Origin of the sequence: Sphingomonas kaistensis, assembly GCF_036884275.1 — a bacterium.
Lineage (GTDB): Bacteria > Pseudomonadota > Alphaproteobacteria > Sphingomonadales > Sphingomonadaceae > Sphingomicrobium > Sphingomicrobium kaistense_A.
The window spans coordinates 1,354,008-1,379,414 of record NZ_CP145607.1 but is presented as its reverse complement, the minus strand read 5'-3'; the positions used below and the strand labels follow the sequence as shown (position 1 = coordinate 1,379,414).

The following is a 25,407-nucleotide window of genomic DNA, read 5'->3' as shown; positions in this document are numbered from 1 at the left end:
TAGCGCGATGGCCGAACACATGAACACCTTCGTCCGAGCGGATAACGGCATGGAGGGGCGCTTGGAGCGTCCCTCCGAGCGCTCCCGCCGTGTGGCAGAGGCACGCGCCAAGTTTCGCGCGATCCGCCTCCCCTACCCTCGTCAGGATGAGCTAGTCGCCGCCTTGGATGAGCTTCGCCTTACCGGTCAACTCTCTAAGGGCCAGACGCAGGGAGGAGTTCGCCTCATTGCCAACACCGGTTCCGGCAAGACCGTTGGAGCTGAGCGGTTCAAGAGCTACGTCGAGGCGGCGGGCGAGCATGCTCCGGGGTCCCAGCCGGTGGTCATCGCCACGGTCGACGGCTCTGGCACCACTCGCTCCATCCCCGCGAGCATCTTGAAAGCGATGGGAGTCCCGAGACCAGAACACGGGGCTGAGCCGGTCCTGTGGATGCGTGCTTTCGACGCGTTGGAACGCTACGAGACCCAGCTGCTGATCATCGATGAGTTCAATCGCGCTGCGCGGCGCCCGACCATGAGTTCGGCAATTGCCACTGCCCTCCGCGACGTCATGGATCGTGGCATCGTGCCGATGGCTTTTCTCGCTACGGAGGAGGCTCGCGACGTCTTCAAGCGCAGCCCCGACCTTGCTGGGCGGCTGGATGCCCCTGTCACGATGGATCCTCTCGACTGGCTTGTGGAGGAGGACCGCGAACTTTTCGTCGGGTTCGTAGCCGGCCTAGACCGGGAACTCATGAGGCAGCGCATTTTGCGCACTTCCTCCGGCCTTGCAGAGGAGGCCCTCGCACGCACGCTGTGCGAAGCGGCGAACGGCAATCTCCGCCAGCTGTGCCGCATCATTGAAACTGCTCTCGCGGCTGTTGTGCGGCGAGACGATCTCGCGATCGCAAGCGAGGACCTTGCGGACGCGGTCGATGATTGGTCGATCGCCAACCACTGCATCTCCTACAACCCGTTCCGAGCTAAGTAGGCCATGGCGACAGTTAGTCAGCATGCCCGCGCCCCTTGGCAGGTCGAGGCTCCTCAGGCCCCGATAGCCGGAGAGTCGCTCGACGGGTACATCGCCAGGGTTGCCGCAGCCAACTGGATTGAGAATGCTCTGACGATCACGAGCCTAGCTGGTGTCATCTACGGTCATAAACCGACGCTATCGACTTCAAACTGGGATGGTCTTCCTATCATCGCCGATTGCTTGCGTGTCGACGTCGAGGAACTGCAATCTCGTTCTTATCCGACTGACTCAAACGGGCGCCGCGTGTTCTTCGGAGTGCCTGTTCCGCGAAATGATATCGACATCGCAGTACGGCGCTACGCGCCTGCTGCCTTGTCTATCTCTCCACATCACCGAGCGCTGTGGCAGCTTCGAGCCTTCCCCTTCTGCTGCGAAACCTGGCAGTACCTAGTGGATCGTTGCGCTCGGTGCGAGCGCATCCAGCGTTGGCACCACACCAACGGTATTGCTCGTTGCGATCGGTGCGTTGACGATCTCTTTGCAAGCGCAGCCGCCGCTGTACCGAGCGAGCTTCGAACAAACCTCAGTGCGGCTGTGGGGCTCGTCCATACCGATGTGGCGCGCCGGCAGCGCAGCCTTGCTGTGCTCCCCGCCGTCTTGCAACATCTTGGCGTCGCTGATGTCTATGAATTGCTGGTCAGGGTGGCAATCGTGATCGAGCCACGCCTCACGCCGGCTCGATATGGCACTAATGCAAGTTGGAGCCAGCCCAGCTGCGTAGTTGCTGAAGCTATGGCAGCCGCCTGGGGCATGCTCCTGGATTGGCCACACTCGCTCCAAGGTCTCATTGCGAAGCGGTTGAGCAGCGCATCTACGCGTCACCAAGACGGCAACGAAGGAAGCACCATGCGCTTCCTTCGACTCTCCACGCACGAAGCACTCACAGATGCACTACGGCAGACTATCGATCAGTTCCGCTCGGCTATCGATCTCGACGGGCCGAACTCCAGTCAGTTGGGCAAGCAAACGCTCAGCACCCAGGAGGCGGCTGCCCGGCTTGGCTATTCGACCAAGGGAGTTGCCGAGCTTCGCCGGCAAGGAGCACTCACGACCGTCTTTGCCTTGCATGAATGTCGAGCTGCACCCCGTTACGACGCAGCTGAGATCGACACGTTGGCGGAGATCATTGCAAACCGGGTTGCGCTGGAGGGTGCAGCTTGGAAGCTGGGTATATCCTACCATGGGGTAGAGCAGCTGATCGCAATGCAGATGCTGCTAACCCAAGGTGATCGCTTCTGCGTACCTCGATATGGCTCTCCGCAGATTGCCGGTCCTGTGCTTGACGGCCTCACAGGGAGCATCAAAGCTTCGTCCCGCTCCGTCCTTGCAAGTGAAGGAGTGTCACTGCGGACCGCCGTTGGCTCAGTCGGTGGCCGAGCCAAGCCTTGGGGGCCGATCTTCAAGAGCCTGCTGGATGGTTCGCTGCCGTTCAAGCTTGATCATCGTGCAGGGGCCCTGGCGGAGCAGATCCTGGTCGATCATACCTGCTTCCGCTTCCTTCGCTCGTTGTTCTTCGATGCATCGAGCTTCGAGGGAGCGAAGTTCAGCAGCATGTTGTCGAGGCGAGATGCTGGCGAAGTCCTGAACCTCTCTCCGAAGTCCTCAACCCCTCTCTTTCAGAGGATGGCAGCTTCAGAAAACATTTCTAAGGCCGTGAGCTTTGCGGAAGTTGTGAGGCTCAGCGAAGTTCATATCAGCAGCCGCGAGATCGCTCTCCGCCTAGGCATAGCGCCAAAGACGGCGTTTGCCCGAGCCAATGAGATGATGATTCCGCTGCTTGGTCCAGCAGGTTGGTGCCGTGAAACTGCCGAGAGCCAGCTAGGGCTCACATGAGGGATCCAAGTCGCTATCCAGCTCATCGTTCCGCTTCGTGGAACGGCAGGCTCCAGCGCTCTTTCCAGAAGGCTGCCGCTGCTGACGTTCGAAAGCTGAGATCATAGCCGGAAGGCGAGGCTGATCGAGCACCAAGTAGATAGCGTTGGCAGCAGCGTTCACGGCAGACCAGCGATCATGTTGTCGCTCGCTCGTCAGGGCATCCCAGAAACTCTTGAACGGCCAGAGCGGCAGAACTCCGTCACCGCCGCGATGGCGAAGCCAAGCAAGAGCGAGCGCAAGCCCTCTGCTTCGTCGAACTGGCCCAATGTGAGATGCTGCGGCCGCTTCTTCAATCGCTTCGAGCGCGAGTTCGCGCAGGTCGTTGTCGTGGAATCGTCGCATAACGCCGCTGAGAACGTATAGAGAACAGAATGACAAGGTGCTTACGCAAGCACCTGTAGGATCCTTAAAGCCGACCCACCTTAACGGCACGTGGCGCTTCATGGAGCATCGTACAATTGCACCTCGGCTTTTCTCGCGAGGTCTCCCCGCGAGCGCTCGGCGCAAGCGGCTGCAAATTTACCCCGGTTTAGGAGCATCTTTGTGCCAATGATCCTTGCTGCAAATCAAAGGCCCCTTTCTTGAAGAAGCGCAGCCTAAGTGCAGCCTCACATTTTTCCGCCGCATAGTGAGAGGATCGCCGCACTAGAGCGGCCGGGTCAAAAAAGCGGGCTCGGATGTCCGCCTTTACCGCCCGCCCGGCTGGAAGCGGCGATCAGCTGGCGCGTTCGAACCCGCTCAGGACATTCACCGCCGAATAAGGCTTGGTCAGGATCGGACGATCGCGGAACTTGGGATCGATCATCGTGCTGTCGCCGTAACCGGTCGCGAAGATGAAGGGGATCTGCAGCGCCGCCAGCCGCTCGGCCACCTTTACGCTCTGTTCCTTGCCGAGATTGTAATCGAGAATGGCAAAGGTCGGCCGATGGCTCGAAAGATAGTCGAGCGCGCTGCTGACGTTCGAACACACCTGCACGTCGCTGGCACCGATCGAAAGCAGCATTCCCTCGGTCTCGAGCGCGATAAGCAGATTGTCTTCGACCAGCAGGACTTCGCCTTCCAGGCGCTCGAGAGTGCTTCCCTTGACCGGCTTGATCGCCGCGACTTCGGACGCCTCCGATTGCTCGCATTTCGTCACGTAATTGCGCGGAATGAACAGGCTGGCCCGCAATCCGTCCGGCTCAAAGAAAACCTCGGCACTGCCGCCCAGTTCATGCGGAATGGCGCGCTCGATGATCGTCGATCCGAAGCCGCGCCGCGTGGGCTCGGTCACGATCTTGCCGCCTTCTTCCTTCCAGGTCAGCGACAATCCGTAATCGTCATCACATTCGAGATGGATCCGGACCACACCATGCGAATCGCGGAAGGCGCCATATTTGGCGGCGTTGGTGATCAGTTCGTGCACCACTAGCGCAACCGTTGCAAAGGCATCGGGCTCGATCGCCGCGTCGTCGCCGGTGATGTGCACCCGCTCCGCCTTGACCCCGAGATAGGCGCCGGCCTCGACTTCGATCATCCGGGTGATGGAGCGCGCTCCCCAGCCGTTGCTGGTCAGCTGATCGTGGGCCCGCGCCAGGGCAAGCACCCGGGTATTCACCTCTTCCGAGAAACTCGCAATGTCGGCCGCACCGTCCGCGCATTGCCGAACCAGCCCGACGATCAGGCCGAGGATGTTGCGGACCCGGTGGTTAAGTTCCGCGATCAGGAGATCCTGCTGATCGTTCGTCGCACGGCGCTGATTTCCGCGGCATCGGTGACCTGCAGCATGATTTCGAGCAACGACACCCGCAGCGATTCGGCCAGTTCCAGGTCAGCTGCCGAAAAATGCGCGGATTCACCGCGGACGATCTGCCGCCATTCCGCGAAACTTGCCCGTGGCGTCAGACGCAGCGTGCCGTCCGCGCTCGCCGTCGCGGTCTTCTCGGGCGACCCCGCCCAGCGGACGGTGTCCACAACCTCGCGGCGGAAGAACATCACGAAATCTCGGGGACGTCTCGAAACCGGAATGGCGAGCAGGCCGGCGACGTGCTCCGATGTGAGCGCGAACGGAAGAACCGCGCCAAGGCGATGCGTCTGGTACACGGTGCTGGCGGCCGCACCGTTCAAGAAGCGCGTCAGGTCCAGCATCTCGCCCGTTTCGGGCGTCAATCCGCTCAGCTTCATCCGCCCGTCGACATACATGGCGACCCCATCGGCATGGAAAGCGCTGGCAAGATCGATCATGAGCGGAAAAAGGTCGTCCATCGACGCGCTTTCGCTCGACACGCGCGACAGCATGCGCATGTGCATGACACGAGCATCGGCCTGACGTTGCAGCACCTCCGCGCGCTTTGCGGATTCGACCTTCGAGGACAGCACGCTGGCGTAGAAAGGGTTTGCCGGGTTGCGACTGAAAGGACGCGACCAGAATGGTGATGGCAGGCCAGAAGCCCCCACAATTTGCCGTTCACCACGATCGACAGCGACATGGACGCCGCGACGCCCATGTTCTTCAGATACTGGATGTGGGTGGGAGAGACGGCCCGAAGATCGGCCATCGATAGATCAAGTCGCTGACCGTGAACATCGATCCGCGGCTCGACCGCATAAGTATCCCAGGTGACGTCGCTGATCGCCCGGAGGGGGTTGCGAAGATACAGCGCCCGAGCCTGGGGCGGAATGTCGCTGGCCGGATAACGCAGACCGAGAAACGGCTCGATACCGCTTCGCCGCGACTCGGCAATGACCTCACCGCTATCGTCGTCATGGAAGCGATAGCACATCACACGGTCGTAACCGGACAAGGCACGAACCTGGCGCACCGCGGTCTTCGCCACGCCTTCGATGTTTCCCAGCCGCTGCAGCTGGATCAACATCTTCTGAACGTCCAACTGCATCGTCTCGCTCGAAGCGACCGATACCTCGCCTTCGACGATGAGGTTGTCCGACGAACGGTGAATCCGCAGGTCGAACTGCCGGTCATCTCCTGCGATATGCGCGCCCAGGACGGCCTCTACGCCTCCGGACGCATCGCCGATCTGCAACTGCGACCGCAGGTCATGAACCACCTTGCGTCCGAGCACCTCTGCCGCCGACAATCCGAGAATGGCGAAATGGTCGACCGGCAGGAACTGTCCGATGTTGGTCGATGCCCGGCGTACTATCCAATCCGACGACAGCTCCAGCAGGAATCCATGCTCCTGCACCTCACCGAGGAACTGAATCTGTTCGAGCGCGCAAAGAGCGGACACATCGACCATCGCCTGATCATCGTTCGACGCTCGTTCGCGTGCGTCGGATTGAATGGGATTGGTCGACATCGATTATCGTTGCGCGCTTTTTCGACTAAATGGAAGTGCAAGTCGCGCAATTTGCTTCAAATAATCTGCGACATGTAGATTTTTTGTCACCTGTTGGGTTCTTATGTTACGAAGACGACATGCCTTGGAACAAAATAAGTCACGACAACCTCGTTAGATTTGTGCGTGAAACTGCCGCCGCGACCTGGGCGGTGGATGCGGACGGCTACGTCCTCGACGTTCCCGAATGGTCCGCCTTGACTGGGCAAACCGCGGCCGAAGCCGAAGGTGATGGCTGGATGAATGCAATCCATCCCGACGATGTTGAGAGGGTTGCTGCAGCCTGGAGGACGGCGGTCGCGCACAGCTCGCATTACAATACCGATTACCGGCTGCGGTGCGCCGACGGCAGTTATCGCTGGTTCAATGCGAGGGGCGTTCCGGTACAAGGCGTCAACGGCGAGACGACCTCGTGGATCGGCATCATCCTTGCGATTCCGGGTGCCTCCCGCCCTTCCCGCTCGCTTGATGCGCCCCGGCGGACGCGGCCAGCCGATCAGTTCGAGGACATTTCACCCGCCGCATTGCGCGCTGCCCGGGCCATCTTGAACTGGCCGGCCGACAAGTTGGCCGAGCGGGCCGGCGTTGCGCGCTCGACCATTCGCCGTCTGGAGGACGACGCGCCTTCCAGCACGCCGCGCAAGGCGAGCGTCCAGAAAATCCTCGCCGTGCTCGCGGCCGAAGGCGTCCGTTTTCTCGGGTCAGGCACGCGGGTGATGGGCATCCTCGACCCGAGCGCCTCGGACCCGGGCAACGCCGGTGAAACCAATGCCGATGTCAGGCGGGCAGGCCAGACGCTCCAATAAGCGAGTGAATGGCAAGGCAAAAGTTACCCGGAGGCGCCGTGCTTCTGCAGGCTCAGGATTGCCGCGCGCTCGAACATCTCAAAGACGTCGCGCGCGCTCGCCGCGGCGGCATTCACCTGCTCCTCCGTCACGAGGCGCCGTTCGAGAATGTCCGCGAAGGCCGACCATCTGAGCGTCGTCGGGGCGCTTAGAAAGCGGGAAGGAAATTCGGCCGGCACCGCCTTGCGCAAGATCGCGCCGCCCAATCGGGATCCTTCGAGCACATAGGCAGCCCCCAGCAGCGCGGCCTCGCTCTTCATCGCCGGAGGCAGCAGCGGATCGGGCACATCGGTCCGCAGGTCCGCCAGATCGTCGAGGATAAGCGGCCCACGTTTGTGATCGACAAGCTGGGGCACGCTTTGCCCGATGCCCCCGTCGATGATGGCCTTTTCGACCGGAATGAAAGCGGCCGCCTGAGAAGCCAGAAACAGTCGATAGGTTGCGAGCTGCCCCAGATCCATTTCGGAGAAAAGATCGTCGACCCGTTGATGGCAGGCCGCCGTCTCGTCTCGCAGCCGAAATCGCACGGACATCTGGCGCTTGTCTTTCGAATGATCAGGCACGCACCGTCCTCGCTGCTGTAGCAATCGTTTATCGCGAGGATTGTCCGTCGCAAGCGTCTCGATCCCGAAACGCGTACAAACTCAGGCGCATCGGAAGGGCAAGGCAGTCTCTAACTGAATGCTCCGGCGCTTTTCCACAGCATGTAGGCCGCGACCACGAAGATCAGGACGGCGAACACCCTGGTCAATTGGCCCGAGCCCGACATGCGCTTGGCGGCGCGCGTCCCGGCGACGCTGCCGATGACCCCGCCGATGATGAACACGGCCGCCAGCGTCCAGTTGACGAGGCCCGACAACGCATAGTTCGCGGCCGTGGTCAGTCCGAAGGCGGTCACTGCGACGAGGCTGGTGCCGACCGCATTGATCATCGGCATGCCGGTGGAAGCGATCAGGCCGGGTACGATAAGAAAGCCGCCGCCAATTCCGAAAAAGCCCGAAAAGCTGCCCGTTCCAAGGCCGGCGCCAAGGACCTTGCCGGCGTTACTGGACGTGCATTCGGCATCGGCGTTGCCTTGATGCTTGCGGCGGCGAACCATGAGAATGCCGACCACGATCATCACGATCGCGAACAGGAACAGCAGCTTCTGCCCGTCGAACGCCTTGCCGGCAGTGGAGCCGGCAAACGCACCTATGACTCCGGCCCCGGCATACATCAGGCCGCAGCGCCATTTCACCGTCCCGGCCCGGGCGTGATTGACGAGGCCGGTGGCAGCGTTGGCGGCAACCGCGAACGCGCTGGTGCCGATCGCCACGTGCGGGTTCGAAACGCCAACCAGATAGACCATTAACGGCACGGCGAGGATCGATCCCCCGCCGCCGACCAGGCCGAGCGTGAAGCCGACAAGACTGCCCGAAAGCAGGCCCAATAGGTATTGCACGGTGTCGAGCATCATCCGCTCGTCGGTTGTGTTCCGGGCTGGGCCACTTCCTGCGACAAGCGCTGGCGGAACGGCTCGAGATCGTAATCGTCCTTGGCGGCTATGCCGATGCGTTCATCCACCGTCAGATTGGCTTGATTGGCCAGCGCCCATAAGAGCGCGGCGCGCGTGCCGGTGCGACAGAATATTGCGATCGGCTTAGGCAGCGTTTCCAGCGCCTCGCGAAACTCGGCGACCTGTTCGTCGGTGATCTGACCCATGACGACCGGGATGTGGCGCGCTTCGAGGCCAGCCCCGGAAGCGGCGGCTTCGAGCTCCGCCCATGAGGGTTGATCCTCGCTTTCGCCATCAGGACGATTGCCGATGATCGAGCGATAGCCTTTCGCGGCGAGGTCCACGATGTCCTCGGCCGACGGCTGGGCCAGTACGGTGACGTTAGGGGTGAGAACGGCAAGTTTCATGGGTCATGATCCCTGACTGGCGAGCGCCCGGCGGCGCTCTGGAAAAAGGTGGTGGGCGATCATGCCGATGAGCATGGCCGCGACGAAGGGAAGCACGGCGGTTGGCGCCAGCGCGAGAGAGGCGACGGCGGGCCCGGGGCACAGCCCGGCGATGCCCCAGCCGATGCCGAACAGCGCGGAGCCGGCGATCAGCTGGCCGTCGAGGTCGGTCCGGTCCGGCAGGGCGAAGCGCTCGCCGAACAGCGGCCGCGCCATCCTCGCCTGCAGGCGCCAGGCGATCGCCATAACGATCACCGCGCCGCCCATGACGAACGCCATTGTCGGGTCCCACGCACCGAACAGATCGAGAAAGCCGCGCACGCGGGCCGGATCGGTCATTCCGCCGATGCTGAGCCCGCCACCGAACAACGCTCCCGACAGGAGCGGCGGGAGGAAGCGTTTGGCAGCGCTCATGACAGGCCTCCCAGACGGTTGGTGATGACGACCGTCGCGATGCCGGCTGCCATGAAGGTCGCGGTGGCGATCATCGAGCGCTGGGACAGTCGGCTTACACCGCAGACGCCATGCCCGCTGGTGCAGCCGCTACCCATCCGTGTTCCGATGCCCACTAGCAGCCCGGCAACGACCAGCACCGGCCAGGACGCGAACTCGGCCGGTCCCTGTCCGGTGATGGCAATGACAGCCAGAGCCCCGAGCGGCAGGCCGATCAGGAACATCCACGCGCTGCTGCGCGACATCCCGCTGTCGGCAAGACCCGTGGCGCGGGCGGCAATGCCCGACACGCCGGCGATGCGGCCGGCCCCGAGCAGCATCAGCGCTGCCGCAAGGCCGATCATCACGCCGCCGGCAAGGCCGTGCAACGGCTGCGCGTTGGCGAACAGCCCGCTCACAGCAGGTCGATCGGCTGCTTGAGGTAGCGCACGCCATTGTCCTCGGGTTCGGCAGGTGCCCGCCGCGCATGTTCACCTGCAACGAAGGCAGAATGAGTTTGGGCATCGACAGGGTCGCGTCGCGCTGGGTGCGCATGGCGACGAAATCGTCCTCGCTCACCCCCTCGTGGATGTGGACATTGGCGATGCGCTCGGCGAGCATGGTGGTTTCCCACACGAACTCGTCGCGGTTCGGCGCCTTGTAGTCGTGACACACGAAGACTCGGGTTTCGTCCGGCAGCTTCATCAGCCGGCGGACCGAGCGATAAAGCTGCCGCGCGTCACCGCCCGGGAAGTCGGCGCGGGCCGAGCCATAATCGGGCATGAACATCGTATCGCCCGTGAACAATGCGTCGCCGACGACGTACGCCATGTCGGCCGGCGTGTGCCCGGGCACGTGCAACGCGATCAGCGGAATGCCGCCGATGTCGAGCACGTCGCCGTCGTCGAGTAGCCGGTCGAACTGCGACCCGTCGCGCGCGAACTCGGTACCTTCGTTGAAGATCTTTCCGAACACGCCCTGCACGGTCACGATCTCGCGCCCGATCGCCATTTTCCCGCCGAGCTTCTGCTGGAGATACGGCGCCGCCGACAGGTGATCGGCGTGGGCGTGGGTCTCGAGGATCCAGTCGACCGTCAGACCCTGCTCCTCGACATAGGCGACGATCTTGTCGGCACTGTCGAAGCTGGTCCGTCCCGACGCCTGATCGAAGTTCCAGACGCTGTCGATGATCGCCGCGCGCTTGGTCGCCACGTCGCTGACGACATAGCTGACGGTAAAGGTCGGCTCGTCGAAAAAGGCTTTCACTTGCGGCGCGCGAAGTTCGCCGTGGAGCACGTCCGCGACCTGAGCGGCGGCGTTCTCGATATGAGGATCGGTGGTCGAAGCGCTGGCCATCGGACTAGCTCCTGCTGGACTGGGTGGCCCCAAGCTCGGGGCAGAAAAGATCGTGAAGAAGCGCCAGCACCTGCTGCGCCTTGGGGTCGCAGATGCTGTAGAATACCGTTTGCGATTCCTTGCGGGTAGCGACGAGGCCCTCCTCGCGAAGCTTGGCGAGGTGCTGCGACAGGGCGGACTGGCCAAGCCCAACGCGATCCTGCAGCTGCCCGACCGACAGCTCGCCTTCGGCTGCCAGGTGACAGAGCACCAGCAGCCGGCATTCGTTGGCCATCGACTTCAGCAAGCCGACGGCTTTTTCCGCCTGCGCGCCAAATTGTGCCAACGCCGCCACGTCCATGCCGTCCTCCATAAGATTACTCTTATTTAGAGGATTCTAATGTTATGTCAAGCGATGTGGCGCTTGCCTGATAAAGGCGAATTTACAGTGGGAAGAAGGTGAGGATGGCCGCCATTCCGACCGCCCAGGTAATGAGATTGAGCGGCAATCCGACCCGTACGAAATCCAGATAACTGTACTTGCCGAGTTGATAGACGATGACGTTGGTCTGGTAGCCGAAGGGCGTCGCAAAGGCCGCGCTGGCCGCCATCATCACGGCGACGAGAAACGGCCGCGGACTGACACCGAGGCTTTCCGCCAGCGCGACCGCGACGGGCGTGAAAAGGACGGCGACGGTGGCGTTCGACAGCACTTCGGTCAGGAACAAGGTCGCGCCATAGAATAGCGCCAGCGCGAGAACGGGGCCGAGCGGTTCCGACGCCCACACGAGCGCATCGGACGCAGCGCTGGCAAGGCCGCTTTCCTCCAGCGCGATGCCGAGCACCACCATGCCGGCGATCAGCAGCAGGATTTCGGGGCGAAGACCCTTGTAGGCTTCATCGGCGCTGATCACGCGCAGCAGGATCAACAACACCGCTCCGGCAAAGGCTGCCGCCGCGATCGGCGCGATGCCGACACCAGCCGCGGCGATCACCCCGACGAAGACCAGCATCGAAATGGCCGCACGGCGACGATCGAACTCGACATGGGGCCGAAACACATCGGGGGTGCCGACCTGCGCACCGGACATATCGATCAATTGGTTTGAATCGCCACGCGCCGGCTCCTCGGTGGTCGACGCCCGGATCAGCCGCCCGCTGACCAGAAGCAAATAGAGACCTCCCACCGCAGCGATGCAAAGCCCGACGGGCGTGATCTCGAACAAACCGAAGGTCGCCTGACCCGAAACGCGCGCCATGTCGGCGACGAGGAGATTGGTGGAGGTGCCGATCAGCGTGCAGCAACCGCCGAGGATGCACATGTAGGACAAGGGCATCAGAAAGCGCTTGGGATCGAGATCGAGCTTCTCGGCGCTTTCCTTGATCACGGGTGCCGCAAGAACCACGATGGGCGTGTTGTTGAGAAACGCCGACGCCGCGCCGCACAGGCCAACGGTCAGCCACATTCCAAGCGCGCCGAGCCTTCGCCCCAGGCCCACCGCCGCCACGATCATGCGGTCGAGCAGGCCCGACAATTCCATCGCGTAGACAATAACAAAAAGCGAGGCGAGCGCGATCAACGCGGGACTTGCAAAGGCGCCCTGAACCTCGCTCGGCCTGACCACGCCGCTGAACAGCAGCACGGCGGCCCCCGCCAGCGCGACGACATCGGAGCGCACTTTGTCCCAGATCAATGCCGCGACGACGGCGGCAAGCACCAGAAGGGTGACGAGTTGGTCCGGCGTCATTGCCGGCATCTTTGCAGCCTGCATGCCTGATGTGACAAGGAGAGATCGACGGCTTGGAAAAAACCTGCCCAGCGGCGATGGTTCGGCTGCGCCGGATACAAAGGATCGGAATGAGCGTGATCTCATGAATTGGCGGGCCCTGGTGGCGGGAGGAGTGTTCATCGCGCTGCTGATTGCGGCGGTTCTCATTGCGCGTCCCGAGAAAGCGCCGATCGAGGAACTGCCCGTCCCGGCGCGCCTGCCCCCGCCGCCCGTTGCAGCGGCGCCCGTCCTCCCCCTTGGCCGTGCAGAACTGATCGACGCGGCCGCGCGCGCTGCCGATGCGCATGCGAGGGGCGCGACGGTGTCACCCGAAGACAGCAAGCTCGTCGGCCGCCGCTTCACGCTGCAACTTCCCTTCGGCTGCACCGGATCTGCCGAGACCGGCAGTGAAGCGCCGCTTCGCTGGAGCTACGACCCGGCGGAAGGAACCCTGAGAGTGTCGGTGACACCCAATGTCTGGACCGATGCCGCCCCAGTGCGCGCGGCGGCCCAGGGCGTCGAATATGAGGCGGCCGAAGGATTCTGGATCGAGCGGCCGTGGCTGCGCACTGCCGATTGCCCGCTAGTGCCGCAGCCGCAAGCGCAGCCCACCGAACAAGTCGACCCTGCCGATGAATCAGCGGCCACCAACAGTCCACCATCGCCGGTGATCGCGTCCGATAATGCCGCCACCGCCGGCGGGGAGACGGCGAACGTGCCGCCCCCTGCCCGCAAGACACTCGCCTTGGTCGAACTGTTCGAACCCGGGTCGCGTCGTGCCGCCCGCCGCAACGGGCGACCCTATACGGTGGTCACCAACATCGCGCCGGGCGAGATCGATCTGTCGAAGGGCCTTCGCCTCGTGGTCACGGGCCGCTTGGCCCCGTTGCGCCAGGGCAATGCGATCGTGTGCACTGGAAGGCTCATCGACGAGCGTCCGCTGTGCATGATCGGCGCCGCGGTCGATCGAGTGGCGATCACCGACGCTTCGGGATCGCGTATTCTCGGCGAATGGGGTTCCTAGAGCCTAACCGAACGACGATGCGGCTTTCTCGCGCGGCGTTGTGCGGATCAGCCGTGAGGTCAGCACCACGGCGTGGCGATATTCCTCATCCTTGACCATCTCGAGAAACGTCGAGGCGGACTGATAACGGGCGACGAAGACCGCATCCCATCGTCCGGTCACGACGATGGTGAGCCCTGATCCTCCGTCGATTTGGCCGGCGGCGCGAGGCCGGTGTCGGGCAGCGAGCGGATGTGCAGGTCGCGCTGGGGAAAGGGAATCTCGATCCCATGCTCCTTGAACATTCGCCATAGGGCGTTCAGCACTTCCGACTGGACATTGCCGACCCCGGCTTCCGGATCGGCGACCCACACCAAAATGTCGTGATCGACGCTGTTGTCGCCGAACCCCTTCAACCACACCGCGGGAGCGGGCGTGGGCAGCACGCGGGCGGGCTGCTTGCTCGCTTCGATCATCAATTTCTGCGCCAGCGGGAGATCGCAATTGTAGGATACGCCGACCGGAATGTGGATCCGCACCTTGGTGTCCGAGTAAGACCAGTTGACCACTTCCTGCGTCATCAGATTTTCGTTCGGGATCAGATGCTCCTTGCCATCGCGGGTGACGATCGACACCGCCCGCACCCCGATCTTGCTAATCGCCCCGAAGCTTTCACCGACCGAGATGACATCGCCTGGCTTGATCGACCGATCGAGCAGCAGGATGATCCCGGCGATGAGGTTGCCGAAGGTCTTCTGAAGACCAAAGCCGATCGCGAGCCCTACCGCGCCCGAGAAGACCGCAAGTGCGGTGAGGTCGATGCCGAGAAGGTCGATCCCGATCAGAAAGGCGGCGGCAAGCAGCGCGATCCCGGCTAATTTCTGCGCAAGGACCTTTTGGGTGGAATCGAGCTTGTCGGTCCGCGCGATCGAATGGGAGATGACCCGCCTCGCCAGCCGGATCACGGCCGCCAGCACAAGCAGCGAGATCGCCAGCGTCGCGGCGTCGAGCAGGGTAAAGGTGCGGTCACCGATCCGCAGGGATACATCCTCAAGGATGCTACCGAGCGAGCGGATCCCGTTGATCGCCCGAGTCAGCGCCGCGACAAAGGCGGCCCCGGCAAGGATCGCACCCGCCCAGCGCGGCATCCTCAGCCCGCTGGTCAGCGTCCAGACCAGCAGCGCCGTGGCAAGGCCCCACGACAAGCCGAGCAGCAGATTGGCGGGCAGCGTCCACTCCCGGAGTTCGAGTAGCAGGCCGAGCAACAGCGACACGCAAAGATAGAGTAGCAGATCGCCAAAACGCGGGCCGAAGCCACTTGCCCGCTCGCCCGCTTTTAGCGCCCACCAGTCGGCTAGCGGAGGACCGGCGCGCCGGCCGAGATAGATCCCAAGCAAGACCGCAAGCGCAACCAGGCCCGCCGTACTCGCAAACTCGATTGCGATTTCGGGGTTCGTTCGAAAGGAATTTGCGACATTTCCGACCGTATCGATGCTCATTCAAGATGAACGCGGCCGGCCCGGTCCATATCCCCCCGGCCCCCGCCCGACACGATTGCCGTCCGAACTTGCGGCCCCCTCGAACGTTGGAAGCCTAGAAAGGACGCAATGACCCTTCCCATCGTCGCTCTTGTCGTAGCCGCGTCGGCTGTTGCCGTTTTCCTCTGGCGAGCATCGAAATCCAAGTCGCCCGAAGTCATCGACGCCGCGCGTCTGGGTCTTGCCGGACGGCCGCTGATCAGCCCGCAGCAGATCTGTCAGCAAGCCGCCGCGCGTCTGGGGCTCAATGTCGTTTATATCGAGCAGGGCGAAAAGGGCGCGGTGCCTGTCGCCGGAGTCCCGTGGCCAGCACATCTAGAAGTGATCGACATCATGGCGATCGACGCCTGCCTCGAAAGCGGAGAACCTGCCGGCATCGGATCGGGACAGCATGGCGCGTCCGACTGGCTTTTCCTTCCCTTGCGTAAGGACGGGCGGACGCTCGCCGTCGCAGGGGTGGCCGGCCCCTTCTGCCGCCGCAGGCTCGACCCCGGCGAGTCCGGAATGCTTTCCCTCCGCCGCAATTTCGAACGCTACCTCGCCGAGCGGCCGCCCGGCAGCGTAACGGACGCGTCGCCGATGCCCTTGCAAGCCGGGCCATCGCCATTGCCGTCTTCGCAGCCAAGCGTCGCCTCAGGTCAGAGTTGAGCGATGAACCTGTTCGAAAGCCTTGGCCCCGCCGCCCCTGCTGCCGGCGCGCTGCTCCTCACGGCGGGGGCGATCGCCTGGACCTTGATCCTGGCGCGGCTGGTCGGCTTGCGCGCATTCAGCAAGGCCACGGCATTCGATTTCGCGGCCACCATCGCTACAGGCTCCCTGATCGCGCAGGCCGGAACGCGCAGCGAATGGGCGGAATATCTGTGCGCGATGGCGGCCATCGGCGCGGTCTTTTTAGTCCAGTTCGCGCTCGCCAAGGGACGACTCTTCTCGCGACGCTTTCAAAAAGCCATCGATAACGAGCCACGGCTTCTGATGCGTGACGGACGCTTCCTCGACGAAGCCATGCGCGACGCCCGGGTAACCCGCTCGACCCTCTTGGAGCGGATCCGCAAATCGGGCGCGCATTCGGTCGATGAGGTCACCGCGATGGTGCTCGAGACCACGGGCGACATCAGCGTGCTGACCGACAGCAATCCCGACCCGCGTTTGCTCGAAGGAGTGCGCGGTGCCTGATCACATGCGTCTCGATCGACGAGCGCAAAGGCCAGCCATTGAACGGAGATCTGTAAGCGTCCCATGACGTCAGATGACGATCCCTCTCGCAACGAACTTGCCGAGGACCGCACCATCCTCGCCAACGAGCGAACCTTCGGCAGCTGGATGCGCACCAGCCTTGCCTGCGTGGCGATCGGCGTTGGCTTCAAGGGGCTGTTTCCGACCATGACACCCGAATGGGTGCCGCGCGCGATCGCTACCGGTTTCCTATGTCTGTCCGTAATCGTCATCGTCGCAGCGGAACGACGGGCCTCCGCGGTTTACAAGCGAATGGAAGCGCATGTCGTCATCGCCGCGAGAGGCATCAATCTGCGCTTATTTGCCTGGCTCGTGAGCCTTGGCGCGCTCGGTCTCACCATTGCGATCTGGACCGTCCCCATCGGGTAGCGGTCATCGCCTCTCCGACGAGCATTAATTCGCAACGTAGATCGGCCGGACGTCGCTCCTTTGCGGCGGCGTTGACCGAGCATGGCCCGCGGCGGGGATATCCGCGGGCCATGCCTCGAGGAACCCGTCAGAAATCGAGGTTGGCGCTCGCGTAATAATAGGTCCCGTTGAAGCCGAACTGACCCGCGTTGCGGGTGTAGGGGGTTTGCCCGTTGGAGTAGGAACCGGCTTCTCCGGCAAAACCGAAGCGGCGCGCGTTCCATTTGTCGGGATAGGTGTTGAGGAGGTTGTTGACGCCTACCGTCAGCGACAGCGGCTTGTTGACCTGGTAGGTGCCCGACAGGTCGACGAGCGCTTTCCCGCTAAAGGTCTGGACGCAGCGGTTGGCGGCGTCGCAGCGCACGTTCGAGTCGTTTGCGCTGAGCCCGGTCGAGAAAGCTTTGACGTTGCCGAAATAGCTGACTCGGGTCGTCAGCGTGAAGCGGTCGACTTCCACCGCCGCGCTTCCCAGCACCTTGGTCCGCGGCTGCGCGACTTCGATCAATTCGATCGCGGTCAGGCCGACCAGCGGCGCCGCACGAACCGTCGCCGAAGCGCCCGTCAGGAGCGCGGCCGGCGTGGCCTTCTGCCGCCGGACCTCGGTCTTGGCGTGGGTTCCTGCCAACGTCAGGTTGAGCCGCGCATCGCCGGGAAGCGGCGCACGGTAGGTGAGGACCAAATCGGCACCGCGGGTACGCGTGTCGATCTGATTGGTGAAAAAGCGGATTTCGCGAACGCCTGGAAACAGCGCCGCGACCGCCGGGTAACTGGCGGTAAGAATGCCGTCGGTGATCGCGATGCGATCCTTGATGTCGATCTGAAAGGCATCGAGCGTGGCCGTAAGGCGGCCGAATTCTCCGGTCATGCCAAGCGCATAGCTGTTCGAGATCTCAGCCTTGGGATCCGGAATACCGAGCGTCTTCAGCCGCGGATCGTCAGACGAGATCTGCTGCGTTTGCAGGATCAGGCCGTTCTGTACCGTGGACGTATTCACCCGGTTGCCGATCTGTGCCAGCGACGGCGCACGGAAGCCGCGATTATAGCTTGCGCGCAGGCCCAGCATCTCGCTCAGCTTCAGGCGCCCAGCGAGTTTGCCCGACAAGTTGCCGCCGAAGTCGCTATACTTTTCATAGCGCAGCGCGCCCGTCAGCAGCAGCGCCTCGGTGATGTCGGCCTCGACATCGATAAAGGCACCGACGTTGCTGCGGCTGAGGTCGTTCTCGTCCTGCGGAGCGTATCCCGGGCGGCCGTTCGATCCCGACGCCTTGCCGCTCGTCGCAAGCGGACCGATCGCATAACTGGCAGGATCGCCGCGATCGACTTTGAAGTTGTCGCGGCGGTATTGGACGCCCGCCGCAAGGTTCAGCGACTGCAGCCCGAACGCGATGCCGAAATCGCGGGTCACCACGAGATCGGCGACATGCTGCCCAAAACTGGTGCGGCCGACGTAAAAGCTTGTCGGGCTGGCCGCGCCGAGCGACGCATTCACCGTGTTCAGCGCATTCTGGTCGAGATGATTGTGGCCATAGCCGTAGCTTCCATCGACTTTCCACGGTCCGAGATCGAAGCGGAGGCCAGCGACCGCGCTATAGTCGATCGAGCGACCGGGAAGGCGCGGGATGTAGCCGTCAGGGAAAATGGTGAGGGCTGAATTGGCGAAGGTGGCGGGCGCGCGGAAGAAGCCGAACGCGCGAATGTCCTTTCGCGAATAGCCCCCAAAGGCATAGGCCGTCAGCGTTTCGGACAGCGGAAGCTCGGAATTGACGAAGCCTTGGTAGGTTCGGTTTTGATTGGACCCGTAATTGCCGACCACGAAAGCGCCGGTCGCCGGATAGATGCCGCGATCCACGCGCGGATTGGCGGTGGTATAAGGGAATGCGGCGGTCGGTCCCGTAAAGGGTGACGGCGCGGTGGGATAAAGCGGTCCGTCATACGGGTCCGACCGGTTGGTCGCCTGCGAGCGGAAATATTCCAGCGTCAGATTGATGAAGCCGTTGGCGCCGAGACGCAGGCCCTGATTGACCCCGGCCTTGACGGTGAAGCCGTCGCCTTCGCTGTGGATGCCCGAAGTGAGATTGGCCCTCGTCCCTTCGGCATTGTCGGCCAGCGTCAGATTAATGACGCCGGCGATTGCGTCCGACCCATATTGCGCGGCGGCGCCGTCGCGCAGCACTTCGATCCGCTTCACCGCCATGCTGGGCAACGCGTTCAAATCGCTGACCACGGTACCAAGGCCGGGCGACACGTTGAGATTGAGCGCCGAAAACTGGTGGCGGCGCTTGCCGTTGACCAACAGCAGTACCTGATCGGGCGACATACCGCGCAGCGAGGCCGGGTCGGCGAAGTTGGTCGCGCCGTTGATTCCGAACTTTGACGAATTGAACGATGGCGACGTGAACTGCACCTGCTGGCCGAGATCGGTCTGGCCGGTGCTCGCAAGCTCGTCGGCGCTGACCACGTCAACTGCGACTGGGCGCTCGACATCGGTGCGCGGGCGGCCGCGCGACCCGACCACGGTGATCACCTCATTCTCTCCGGGTTCTTCGGCGGCAGGCGTGGCTGCTGTCGAGGGAGCAGACGCCGGTGCTGCGGTCTGCGCCGATGCGGCAGCGGCGCCGAAGAGGCCCAGCCCGGAGGCGCCTGCGAGAAGCGCCTTGATCATGAGGTTGCGGTTCAACGTGTTCCTCCCTGTTACTGTTACCGACGTCAATCGATCGGCGCGGACTGAGCGAGTTCCTTCTCGCTGGGCCAATCGTCTGCGGTCGCTTTCCTGGGGTGCTTGAGCACCGCTTGCAGGCGCTCGTTGTCGAGATCGCCTTCCCACCGGGCGATGACGATGGTCGCCACCGCATTGCCGATGAAATTGGTGATGGCCCGGCACTCGCTCATGAAGCGATCGACGCCGAGGATGAGGGCGATGCCGGCGACCGGGACGCTGGGCATGATCGACAGCGTCGCGGCCAGCGTGATGAAGCCCGCGCCCGTCACTCCGGCCGCACCTTTGGAGCTGATCATCGCGACACCCAAGAGCGCGAACTGCTGCCCCCACGATAGGTCGACGCCGGTCGCCTGCGCGATGAACAGCGCCGCCAGCGTCATGTAGATATTGGTTCCGTCAAGGTTGAAGGAATAGCCGGTCGGGACCACGATCCCGACGACCGGCTTCGCAACTCCGGCGCGCTCCATCTTGTTCATCAGCCCGGGCAGCGCCGGTTCCGACGACGACGTGCCCAGCACCAGGAGCAGCTCTTCGCGCAGATAACGCAGCAGCCCGAACAGCGAGAAACCGGCCGCCCGTGCGATCAATCCGAGGATGACAACGACGAAAAAAGCCGAGGTCAGGTAAAAGGTCGCCACCAACTGCCCAAGATTAAGCAAGGTCCCAACGCCATATTTGCCGATGGTAAAGGCCATCGCCGCAAAAGCCCCGATCGGAGCCGAGCGCATCACGATAGCGACCAGCTTGAACACCACGACCGACAGCGATTCGGCCAGCGCCAGGATCGGCTTGCCGATCTCGCCCACCATCGCCAGCGAGACACCGAACAGGATGGCGACCAGCAGCACCTGAAGCACTGACCCGTCGGTCAGGGCGGACAGGACGGTGGTCGGCACGATGTCGAGAATGAAGCCCGTAACGGTCGATTTCTCGGCTTGCGTGGCATAGCCGGCGACCGCGCTTGCATCGAGCGTCGAGGGATCGACGTTCATGCCCGCGCCCGGCTGGACGACGTTGGCGACGATCAAGCCGACAACCAGCGCAAGGCTGGACACCGCGAGGAAATAGGTCATCGCGCGGCCCGCGACGCGGCCGACCTCGGAAACCTGAGTCAGCGCGCCGATGCCGGTAACGATGGTCAGGAAAATGACCGGCGCGATAATCATCTTGACCAGCGCGACGAAGAGCTTGGCGATCCATTCAAGCTGGGCGCCGAAGCTTGGCCAGACGATACCAACGGTGACGCCCAGCGCGATGCCGATCAGCACCTGGACGTAGAGCTGGCCGATCAGGCGGCCTTTCGGCCCGGCGGGTGCCGAGGCCGTGTGCAGTGGAATAGCGATACCGGACTCCTCCTCGAGTCTATGCCGAGGATATTGTTGACTGAGGTCTGTGCAACAGCAACAAAGGGCTTGCTAAAGCACTGTTCCTGCTTGCTATTTTTTAGAACCACAAATGGCGCGTGCGAAATTTCGCACAAACGCTGGCTCTTCGCATGGCGGTCGGTAGGATGGTGGTGTGGAGGCCCGGGGGTTCACGACCAGGCGTATCGCGGCGATAATCGCCTTGCTGGCGGCGGTCGGCGCATTGCTGTGGATCAGCCAGCGCATCGCGGTCGATCGCGCGGTAGCTGAAGAGCGCCAGCGACTGACCACCGTGGCGACACTCGCCGCCGCCAATTTCTCCCGCCAGATCGACATGTTCGAACTGGTCGCGACCACGCTCTCGGCCGATCCCGAAGTCAGCCGGGTGCTGGAAACCAACGATCCCCGGGCAGTTGAGCGGCTGAACGAGCGGCTGGCGACACTCAGTGCAAGGCTCGAGACGTCGGTCATTTACCTGATGGACCGCCGCGGCACGACGGTGGTCAGCAGTAACTGGCGCCAGCCCGACAGCTTCGTCGGCGATAATTATGCCTTCCGCCGCTATTTTTCGCAGGCGATGACGGAAGGCGCGTCGAGCCAGTTCGGGCTCGGCACTCGAAGCCGCATCCCCGGGCTGTTCCTCGGGCGGCGGATCGACGGGCCCGGCGGCGCCAGCGGCGTGCTGGTGGTGAAGATCCGCTTCGACCGGATGGAGCAGGAATGGGCGCGGACCATCGGCGAAGCATTCGTCACCGATCCCGACGGCCTCATTCTCGTTACCAGCAGGCCCGCGCTTCGTTTCAGCACAGTGCGTTCGCTCGATCCCCGGCGGCGCGAGGCAATGCGGGCGAGGTTCACGACTACCGATCTGCCGCTCGCCATGCATCCCGACTTTGCGGCCGGGAGGGTCACTTCCACAGGAAGGTGGCACGGGGAAAAATTGTTAGCTGTAACCGTCCCTGCCGCGCCGCCATTTCGCCTTTCGGTATTGTCCCCCATCGCGGGGGCGGCCGCCGCGGCCCGCAACAGCGCGCTTCTGATCCTACTCCTCTTGGGCGCGGTTCTGGCAATTGCGACCCTCGGCATCTCGGCCCGCCGCCGGCTTGCCGCAGCGCGAGCTCGCGAGGCAGAGCAGCGGCGGGTCGACGATCTCAAAAATCGGCTGGAACAGGCCAATCGCTTGTCCATGCTCGGCCAGGTCGTTGCCGGGGTGGGGCATGAGATCAACCAGCCGATCGCCGCCATCAGCATGCGGGCGGGCAGCGCCAAGATGCTGATCGACGCCGGCAATCCCGATGAAGCCAAGACGGCGATGAGCGACATCGAGCGCCTCATCCACCGGCTGGGCCGAATCACTGGCGAATTGCGCAATTTCTCGCGGCGGTCGGAGCGGAAGCTGGAGCCGGTCCGACTGGGCGACGCGATAGACGGCGTGGCGCTGCTGCTGGGCGACACGCTACGCCGCGCGAACTCGACCTTTGACGTCGCGTTGCCCGATCCCGATCTTGCTGTGCTGGCCGAGCAGGTCCGGCTTGAGCAGGTGCTGGTGAACCTCGTTCGCAACGCGCTGGAGGCTGGCGGCGAAGGCACGCGAATCTGGGTCGAGACATTCGCCGATGCCGATTGCATCCGCCTCGAAGTCAGCAACGACGGGCCGCCCATTTCGCCCGAGGTACGCGCGCAGTTGTTCCAGCCCTTTACCTCGACCAAGAGCGAAGGCCTCGGCCTCGGCCTCCTCATCAGCCGCGACATCGTGTCCGAATTCGGCGGGCGCCTCTCGCTGGCGGACGATGAGATCGATCGAACGACCTTTCGCATCGATCTGAAGCGCACCGGATGAGCATCGACTGCAACCTCGTGGCCGTGGTCGACGACGACCATGATCTCCGCGCCTCACTGGTGCAGGTGCTCCAGCTCGACGGGTTTCGCGTGATCGACTTTGCCGACGGCAATGCCGCGGCCAAGCGGATCACTCGCGATTTCCCGGGCATGGTGATCACCGATTTGAGGATGCCGGGGCTAGACGGAACGGCGCTCTTCGCGCGGCTGAACGATCTCGATCCCGACCTGCCGGTGGTGGTGATCACCGGGCACGGCGACATGCTGACCGCGATCGACCTCATGCGCCGCGGCGCCTACGATTTCCTGCCCAAACCCTTCAGCACCGACCAGCTTCTGCCAACCGTTCGCCGCGCACTCGAAAAACGCGCCCTCGTGCTGGAGAACCGCTCGCTGAAGGAGGGCGCGGGCGACGGGCACGGCACCGAACTCATCGGCACCTCCAAATCCATCACCCGGGTCCGGGCCGCGCTCGACCAGCTTGCCGCCACCGACCGCCCTGTCCTGTTTGTCGGGGAAACCGGCACCGGAAAAAGCCGCTGCGCCGCGCTTCTTCACCGCTTGTCGAATCGCGCGCAGCAGCCGCTTATCACGGTGGACTGCGGCGGGCTTTCGACGCGGGAGCTTGGCGTCCAGCTGTTCGGCTGTGCCAGCGACGCGCTGCCCGGTGCTGCCTTGCCGCGAACCGGCGTGCTGCGCCGCGCCGGCGGCGGGACGGTGGTGCTTGACCGCATCGAGCGTCTACCGCCCGATTTGCAGCCCGCCATCCTGCACCTCCTCGACAGCGGCCAGGCGACACCGGTGGGCAGTCCCTTTCCGCAGCAGATCGAAGCGAGGATCATCGCCACCGCCGACCCCGCGCTGGCCGCGGCGGTCGAGCAAGGCGACTTCAGCAAGGCCCTGTTCCACCGCCTGAAAGGACTGACGGTCGAGATCGCCCCACTGCGCGAACGGCTCGAGGACGTGACGATGCTGTTCGGGACCTTCCTCCACGAAGCGGCGCGGGGCGCCAAGGTCGCCGTGCCGGAGATCCCCTTGCATTTCCTCGCCCGACTGCGCGCGCATCGCTGGACGGGCAACGTTCGCGAATTGCAGTCGATTGCGGACGAGGTGGTCCTCGGTCTCGGCGGCCTGTCGGACGGCGCGCTGGCGCAGGACGAGGGTCTGCGCGAAGCGGTGGCACGGTTCGAAGCCGATTACATCCGGTCGGTGCTGAGCGAGGCCAGGGGCGATGTCGAAGCCGCCCGCGCGAAGCTCGATCTGCCGCGCAAGACGTTGTACGACAAGATGACGCGGCACGGGCTGGTGCCCGCCGATTTCCGCCGCCGCTAGGTCGCGAAGTACCAGGTAGCGAGGAACAGACCGCAGAGGATAATGAAGGGCCGCAACACGGCCGGGCGGATCGCCGGTAACAGGCGCGACCCCGCCCATGACCCCGCCACTCCGCCAAGCCCCACCGCGATGGCCGCATGCCAGGCGATCTCGCCCGACGGCACGAACACCAGCACCGCGCCAAGATTGATGCACGCGATCACGGCGTTTTTGGCATTGGCGCCGTCCTGGTCGCCAAGCCCCGCAAGTCCGAGCAGCGCCAGCACGACGAAGCTGTTCCCACCGCCGAAATAGCCGCCGTAGATTGACGACAGCGACAGCGCGGCGAGCAGTACCGGCCGGGACAGGCGCGGCCGCGAGTTGGCCTCCATGCGATGCCCACCCCAGGCGTAGAGCGCGGTGGCGAGCAGCACCAGCCAGGGCACGATGGCAGCGAAGCCGGCGGGCGGGGTCCACAGCAGCAGCAGTCCGCCAATTGCCCCGCCGACCAGGGCCAGCAACGGCACGACCTGCCGAGACGTCCCATCGCCGTTCAGGGCATCAAGTGCGCGGCGGGCGCGGAAACCTGCGATAAGCTGCCCGGGACACAGCGCCACAGTGGACGTGAGATTCGCCGTGCGCGGATCGATCCCGACCGCCGTGAGCGCCGCAAGCGTCAACAGCGGGCCACCACCCGCGATGGCATTGATCAGTCCGGCAAGAAGGCCTGCCAGGCAAAGCCAAATCTCACTCATGGGCATCCGGGCAAGGGCGAGCAGAGGGGTCGTGTATCGAGCACAACGGGCGTTCACCACAAGCCCCCCGGCCATCGCCTGGGTGCAGGAGACATTCCCGCGCGCCCTCGATAAAGGCCGGCGGGTGGCTCGGCTGATCCTGTTCAACAAGCCCTTCGGGGTCCTGTCGCAATTCACCGATCGCGGATCGCCGACCAGCCGGCCGACCTTGTCCGACTATATCGCGGTGAAAGGCTTCTATCCCGCCGGACGGCTCGACCGCGATAGTGAGGGCTTGCTCTTGCTGTGCGACGACGGGCGGCTTCAAGCGCGCATCGCCGACCCGCGGTTCAAGCTGCCCAAGACCTACCTCGTGCAGGTCGAAGGCGACCCCAAGGACGATCAGCTCGAGCGCCTGCGCCAAGGGGTCGAGCTCAACGATGGTCCGACCCGCCCCGCCGAGGTCGAACGCATCGACGATCCTCGACTGTGGCCACGTGACCCGCCGATCCGGGTGCGCAAGGCGATTCCCGACGACTGGCTGCGCATCACCATTCGCGAAGGACGCAACCGGCAGGTGCGGCGAATGACCGCGGCGGTGGGCTTGCCGACGCTACGGCTGGTGCGCTGGTCGGTCGGCGACTGGACGCTCGAGGGCATCGCGCCCGGCGACGTCACTGAAATCTCGGTCTAGCTGCCGGCGAGCGCCCG

26 protein-coding genes and 1 pseudogene are annotated in these 25,407 nt (G+C 63.7%); 11 read left to right on the top strand and 16 right to left on the bottom strand.

Going from position 1 to position 25,407, the window contains the following annotated elements; translation table 11 throughout:
- The first annotated feature begins 7 nt into the window (after window positions 1–7).
- The 3 genes from V6R86_RS06770 (at window position 8) to V6R86_RS06760 (ending at window position 3,250) form a co-directional block, all read left to right on the top strand.
- Window positions 8–970 carry a TniB family NTP-binding protein gene (locus V6R86_RS06770; protein ID WP_338503102.1) on the top strand — a complete coding sequence of 321 codons (963 nt, stop codon included), beginning with the start codon at window positions 8–10 and terminating at the stop codon, window positions 968–970.
- A gap of 3 nt (window positions 971–973) precedes the next feature.
- On the top strand, window positions 974–2,845 hold the full coding sequence (locus V6R86_RS06765) for a hypothetical protein (RefSeq protein WP_338503100.1): 1,872 nt from the start codon (window positions 974–976) through the stop codon (window positions 2,843–2,845).
- Window positions 2,846–3,022: 177 nt separating this feature from the next.
- Complete coding sequence (locus tag V6R86_RS06760) at window positions 3,023–3,250, top strand: hypothetical protein (RefSeq protein ID WP_338503098.1); 228 nt, start codon at window positions 3,023–3,025, stop codon at window positions 3,248–3,250.
- 352 nt (window positions 3,251–3,602) lie between these two features.
- Here the strand turns inward: V6R86_RS06760 and V6R86_RS06755 are convergent, their stop codons facing one another.
- From V6R86_RS06755 to V6R86_RS06745, 3 genes are read right to left on the bottom strand one after another with little or no spacing between them, the layout of a single operon-like run.
- Window positions 3,603–4,589 carry an HWE histidine kinase domain-containing protein gene (locus tag V6R86_RS06755; RefSeq protein WP_338505439.1) on the bottom strand — a complete coding sequence of 329 codons (987 nt, stop codon included), beginning with the start codon at window positions 4,587–4,589 and terminating at the stop codon, window positions 3,603–3,605.
- Entirely contained in the window at window positions 4,589–5,131 is a 543-nt protein-coding gene (locus V6R86_RS06750; protein WP_338503096.1) for a hypothetical protein, read from the bottom strand. Before V6R86_RS06750 ends, V6R86_RS06755 begins: the two co-directional genes overlap by 1 nt.
- Window positions 5,107–6,186, bottom strand: a complete 1,080-nt coding sequence (locus V6R86_RS06745; protein ID WP_338503093.1) for a GAF domain-containing protein — start codon at window positions 6,184–6,186, stop codon at window positions 5,107–5,109. The genes V6R86_RS06750 and V6R86_RS06745 overlap by 25 nt, the downstream gene beginning before the upstream one ends.
- Before the next feature lie 29 nt (window positions 6,187–6,215).
- Here V6R86_RS06745 and V6R86_RS06740 point away from each other — a divergent pair, with 29 nt between their 5' ends.
- Entirely contained in the window at window positions 6,216–7,031 is an 816-nt protein-coding gene (locus tag V6R86_RS06740) for a PAS domain-containing protein (RefSeq protein ID WP_338503091.1), read from the top strand.
- A gap of 23 nt (window positions 7,032–7,054) precedes the next feature.
- On the opposite strand, the gene V6R86_RS06735 is transcribed toward V6R86_RS06740, so the two are convergent.
- The 8 genes and pseudogenes from V6R86_RS06735 to V6R86_RS06700 form a co-directional block, all read right to left on the bottom strand.
- Entirely contained in the window at window positions 7,055–7,633 is a 579-nt protein-coding gene (locus tag V6R86_RS06735) for a biliverdin-producing heme oxygenase (RefSeq protein WP_338503088.1), read from the bottom strand.
- A gap of 110 nt (window positions 7,634–7,743) precedes the next feature.
- A complete protein-coding gene (locus V6R86_RS06730) occupies window positions 7,744–8,526 on the bottom strand; it encodes a sulfite exporter TauE/SafE family protein (RefSeq protein WP_338503085.1) in 783 nt (260 codons plus the stop codon).
- Window positions 8,523–8,972: a TIGR01244 family sulfur transferase gene (locus V6R86_RS06725; protein ID WP_338503083.1), complete on the bottom strand. Its 450-nt coding sequence runs from the start codon at window positions 8,970–8,972 to the stop codon at window positions 8,523–8,525. The genes V6R86_RS06730 and V6R86_RS06725 overlap by 4 nt, the downstream gene beginning before the upstream one ends.
- A 3-nt stretch (window positions 8,973–8,975) precedes the next feature.
- Window positions 8,976–9,425 carry a YeeE/YedE family protein gene (locus V6R86_RS06720; protein ID WP_338503081.1) on the bottom strand — a complete coding sequence of 150 codons (450 nt, stop codon included), beginning with the start codon at window positions 9,423–9,425 and terminating at the stop codon, window positions 8,976–8,978.
- Entirely contained in the window at window positions 9,422–9,808 is a 387-nt protein-coding gene (locus V6R86_RS06715; RefSeq protein WP_338505438.1) for a YeeE/YedE family protein, read from the bottom strand. The genes V6R86_RS06720 and V6R86_RS06715 overlap by 4 nt, the downstream gene beginning before the upstream one ends.
- Window positions 9,809–9,858: 50 nt before the next feature.
- Window positions 9,859–10,799 (bottom strand): annotated as a pseudogene (locus tag V6R86_RS06710) (MBL fold metallo-hydrolase).
- A 4-nt stretch (window positions 10,800–10,803) separates the two neighbouring features.
- On the bottom strand, window positions 10,804–11,151 hold the full coding sequence (locus V6R86_RS06705) for a metalloregulator ArsR/SmtB family transcription factor (protein ID WP_338503079.1): 348 nt from the start codon (window positions 11,149–11,151) through the stop codon (window positions 10,804–10,806).
- A gap of 70 nt (window positions 11,152–11,221) precedes the next feature.
- A complete protein-coding gene (locus V6R86_RS06700) occupies window positions 11,222–12,526 on the bottom strand; it encodes an SLC13 family permease (RefSeq protein ID WP_338503077.1) in 1,305 nt (434 codons plus the stop codon).
- Between the two features lie 124 nt (window positions 12,527–12,650).
- Between V6R86_RS06700 and V6R86_RS06695 the strand changes: the two genes are divergently transcribed.
- A complete protein-coding gene (locus tag V6R86_RS06695) occupies window positions 12,651–13,571 on the top strand; it encodes a hypothetical protein (protein WP_338503075.1) in 921 nt (306 codons plus the stop codon).
- Window positions 13,572–13,574: 3 nt separating this feature from the next.
- Here the strand turns inward: V6R86_RS06695 and V6R86_RS06690 are convergent, their stop codons facing one another.
- The gene (locus tag V6R86_RS06690) at window positions 13,575–13,733 is read right to left on the bottom strand and encodes a hypothetical protein (protein WP_338503073.1); all 159 of its coding nucleotides are present in this window, start codon (window positions 13,731–13,733) and stop codon (window positions 13,575–13,577) included.
- Window positions 13,730–14,947, bottom strand: a complete 1,218-nt coding sequence (locus tag V6R86_RS06685) for a mechanosensitive ion channel family protein (protein ID WP_338503071.1) — start codon at window positions 14,945–14,947, stop codon at window positions 13,730–13,732. The genes V6R86_RS06690 and V6R86_RS06685 overlap by 4 nt, the downstream gene beginning before the upstream one ends.
- Before the next feature lie 210 nt (window positions 14,948–15,157).
- On the opposite strand from V6R86_RS06685, the gene V6R86_RS06680 reads away from it, so the two are divergent.
- From V6R86_RS06680 to V6R86_RS06670, 3 genes are all read left to right on the top strand, one after another.
- Entirely contained in the window at window positions 15,158–15,736 is a 579-nt protein-coding gene (locus V6R86_RS06680) for a hypothetical protein (protein WP_338503069.1), read from the top strand.
- Between the two features lie 3 nt (window positions 15,737–15,739).
- Window positions 15,740–16,261 carry a DUF421 domain-containing protein gene (locus V6R86_RS06675; RefSeq protein WP_338503067.1) on the top strand — a complete coding sequence of 174 codons (522 nt, stop codon included), beginning with the start codon at window positions 15,740–15,742 and terminating at the stop codon, window positions 16,259–16,261.
- 63 nt (window positions 16,262–16,324) lie between these two features.
- On the top strand, window positions 16,325–16,690 hold the full coding sequence (locus tag V6R86_RS06670) for a DUF202 domain-containing protein (protein ID WP_338503065.1): 366 nt from the start codon (window positions 16,325–16,327) through the stop codon (window positions 16,688–16,690).
- Window positions 16,691–16,817: 127 nt separating this feature from the next.
- Here the strand turns inward: V6R86_RS06670 and V6R86_RS06665 are convergent, their stop codons facing one another.
- The gene (locus tag V6R86_RS06665; RefSeq protein ID WP_338503063.1) at window positions 16,818–19,406 is read right to left on the bottom strand and encodes a TonB-dependent receptor; all 2,589 of its coding nucleotides are present in this window, start codon (window positions 19,404–19,406) and stop codon (window positions 16,818–16,820) included.
- 29 nt (window positions 19,407–19,435) lie between these two features.
- The gene (gene dctA, locus V6R86_RS06660) at window positions 19,436–20,785 is read right to left on the bottom strand and encodes a C4-dicarboxylate transporter DctA (protein ID WP_338505436.1); all 1,350 of its coding nucleotides are present in this window, start codon (window positions 20,783–20,785) and stop codon (window positions 19,436–19,438) included.
- Window positions 20,786–20,966: 181 nt separating this feature from the next.
- On the opposite strand from dctA, the gene V6R86_RS06655 reads away from it, so the two are divergent.
- Both V6R86_RS06655 and V6R86_RS06650 read left to right on the top strand, forming a co-directional pair.
- The gene (locus tag V6R86_RS06655; protein WP_338503061.1) at window positions 20,967–22,652 is read left to right on the top strand and encodes a sensor histidine kinase; all 1,686 of its coding nucleotides are present in this window, start codon (window positions 20,967–20,969) and stop codon (window positions 22,650–22,652) included.
- Complete coding sequence (locus V6R86_RS06650; RefSeq protein ID WP_338503059.1) at window positions 22,649–23,983, top strand: sigma-54 dependent transcriptional regulator; 1,335 nt, start codon at window positions 22,649–22,651, stop codon at window positions 23,981–23,983. The genes V6R86_RS06655 and V6R86_RS06650 overlap by 4 nt, the downstream gene beginning before the upstream one ends.
- Here V6R86_RS06650 and V6R86_RS06645 read toward each other — a convergent pair.
- Window positions 23,980–24,717, bottom strand: a complete 738-nt coding sequence (locus tag V6R86_RS06645) for a sulfite exporter TauE/SafE family protein (RefSeq protein WP_338503057.1) — start codon at window positions 24,715–24,717, stop codon at window positions 23,980–23,982. The two genes, V6R86_RS06650 and V6R86_RS06645, sit on opposite strands and share 4 nt — an antisense overlap.
- A 124-nt stretch (window positions 24,718–24,841) precedes the next feature.
- Here V6R86_RS06645 and V6R86_RS06640 point away from each other — a divergent pair, with 124 nt between their 5' ends.
- A complete protein-coding gene (locus V6R86_RS06640; RefSeq protein ID WP_338505434.1) occupies window positions 24,842–25,390 on the top strand; it encodes a pseudouridine synthase in 549 nt (182 codons plus the stop codon).
- Window positions 25,391–25,407: the final 17 nt, after the last annotated feature.